General features: G+C 38.8%; 3 protein-coding genes. 1 reads left to right on the forward strand and 2 read right to left on the reverse strand.

The features are described from left to right. A partial coding sequence (locus K6G87_RS00790) for an AraC family ligand binding domain-containing protein (RefSeq protein ID WP_296832551.1) occupies positions 1-294 on the reverse strand: 294 nt, incomplete at its 3' end. A 215-nt stretch (positions 295-509) separates the two neighbouring features. Here K6G87_RS00790 and rhaB point away from each other — a divergent pair. Further along, a complete protein-coding gene (gene rhaB / locus K6G87_RS00795) occupies positions 510-1,961 on the forward strand; it encodes a rhamnulokinase (RefSeq protein WP_296832554.1) in 1,452 nt (483 codons plus the stop codon). 290 nt (positions 1,962-2,251) lie between these two features. Here the strand turns inward: rhaB and K6G87_RS00800 are convergent, their stop codons facing one another. Continuing rightward, on the reverse strand, positions 2,252-2,461 hold the full coding sequence (locus K6G87_RS00800; RefSeq protein ID WP_334304843.1) for an L-rhamnose isomerase: 210 nt from the start codon (positions 2,459-2,461) through the stop codon (positions 2,252-2,254). Positions 2,462-2,502 lie beyond the last annotated feature (41 nt).

Here is a 2,502-nt window from a genome sequence, read left to right on the forward strand (position 1 = left end):
CCACTTGCCGGCTTCTTTATAGGTGCCATAGCTTTGAGGCGTTCTGCAGTTTAGAAGAAGGGCTTCCCCTTTTTTTAGAAGGATAGTATCCCCTCCCTGGCTTATCTGACCGCAACCTTCGATGGTATAGAAGATGAGATAGCTTTCTTTGTTACCTCTTGAAGTTGAGAATTTCTCCCTGCCATAGAATAGGCCTGCTTCGGTTACGACATAAGGCTGTGAGAGAGCTGCCTGGCTGGGCGTTGTTCTTTGCCATATGCTTCCGTCTTCGACATCCATTGTATAAGTAAACATGCTTCCTCCATATCGTTTGGGTTGAATTTTTGATCAAATAATTATTCAAAATATGCGTTTTTGACCATTATACAAAAAGAGTGGACTTTTGCAAAAGTCTTTCGGACTTTGAATAATGGTATATGGCTTAAATATTACTATAATCATTATTAGGTCAGGCCAAATAAAAAGCAAGTTCTAAATGGAATAAAGCTAATATAAAATGGGAGATAGCAATGGGACAAAATCACCTGGCAGTTGATATAGGTGCTTCCAGTGGTCGTCATATCATCGGCAATGTTGATAATGGCATTATGAAGCTACAGGAAGTATACAGATTTGAGAATGGTGTTTCAGAGAAAAACGGTCATCTGTGCTGGGACATAAAGGCTTTGTATCAGAGTGTTATAGACGGTATCAGAGAGTGTAGAAATAAGGGACTTACACCTGACACAATGGGAATTGATGCCTGGGCAGTAGATTTCGTACTTCTTGACAGCGATGGGGAGATACTTGGCGACACTGTCGCTTATAGAGACGACAGAACAGATGGAATAAGACAGGAACTTGAAGATAAGGGAGTTCTTTCTTTTGACACACTCTATTCTAAGACAGGAATCCAATACCAGAAATTTAATACGATATATCAGCTTGTGGCTCTTTTAAAGGAGCATCCTGAATATTTTGAGCAGGCAGAGAGCTTCCTCATGATTCCGGATTATCTTGCATATAAGCTGACTGGCGTAAAGGCTAATGAGTATACTAATGCTTCTACTACAGCGCTTGTAGATGCAAAGACATGTAACTGGGACTATGACCTTATAGAAAAGCTTGGACTTCCAAAGAAGATATTCGGTAAGATCTGCCAGCCGGGAACAGTGCTTGGAAAACTTACTCCCGAGGTCAGGAATTATGTGGGTTTTGATCTTGATGTAATACTTCCTGCAACACATGATACGGGTTCAGCTTATCTTGCGGTTCCAGCAAGAGATGATAAGGCAGTGTTCCTTTCATCAGGGACCTGGTCACTTATGGGAGTTGAGAATAAAGCTCCTATAACAGATGCAGCGTCTATGGAAGCAAATTTTACCAACGAAGGCGGTTACGATCATACCTACAGATATCTTAAGAATATCATGGGACTTTGGATGATCCAGTCAGTTAGAAGAGAGATTGGTGAACTTACAGGATCCAAACCTTCTTTCCCTGAACTTATAGAAGCAGCTGAACATTCAGAAAATGTAGATGTTGTGCTTGACGTTGATGATGCAAGATTTCTTGCACCAAGATCAATGATCGAAGAAATTAAGGCAGCTTGCAAGGAAGAGGGACATCCACTTCCTATGGACAAGGTTTCTGAAGGAAAGCTTCCTGATGGAACAGGAGCAGTAATGGCTGTTATCTACAATTCACTTTCTGATGATTACAGAAGAACTGTTGAGATGCTTGAAAAGCTTACAGGCAATAAATATACATCAATAAACATAGTAGGCGGCGGATCTCAGGATATGTATCTTAACAAGAGAACAGCTAAGGCAACAGGACTTCCTGTATTTGCAGGGCCTACAGAAGGCACAGCACTTGGAAATCTTATGGTTCAGTTCATATGTTCAGGAGAGTACAAGAACCTTCAGGAAGCAAGAGATGCGATCAAAAAGAGCTTTGATATTAAGCTTGTTGAAGCTTGAAATAAAGAGATTCCATAAAATTAAAAGATATAAAGATAAAAATCATAAAGATTAAAAATTACAAATTAAAAATACAAAGATAAAAAACATAAAGATAAAAAACATAAAGATAAAAAGCATAAAGATAAAAAGACATAAAGATAAAGAGACATAAAGATATAAAGACATAAAGATATAAAGACAAAAAGCATACAAAAACTATATGATATTTTTACATGAGTACAAAAATGATTTATCAGGAAGCAAAAGAGATCTACTCAAGTTATGGCGTGGATACAGAAAAAGCATTATCACTTCTTGCCCGGTATCATGCTGATAGCCTTAAGGAAATCATCCTTGAGCTCTTCAAATGTTCTGGCACGTCCAGGATAATTACCTGTTGTAGCGATGCCATCTCCTGCTCCGCCGTTTGGATTATCAAATCCAACAACATCATCTCCCTGCCAGCAGTTAATGCTGATAGCCTTGTTTGCAAGAAGTGATAATGCTTTTTCTGTAATGCAAGCTTTTTAATTGATTCACTCACCTCAAGATTTTTTCC

This window comes from Butyrivibrio sp., from assembly GCF_024699075.1.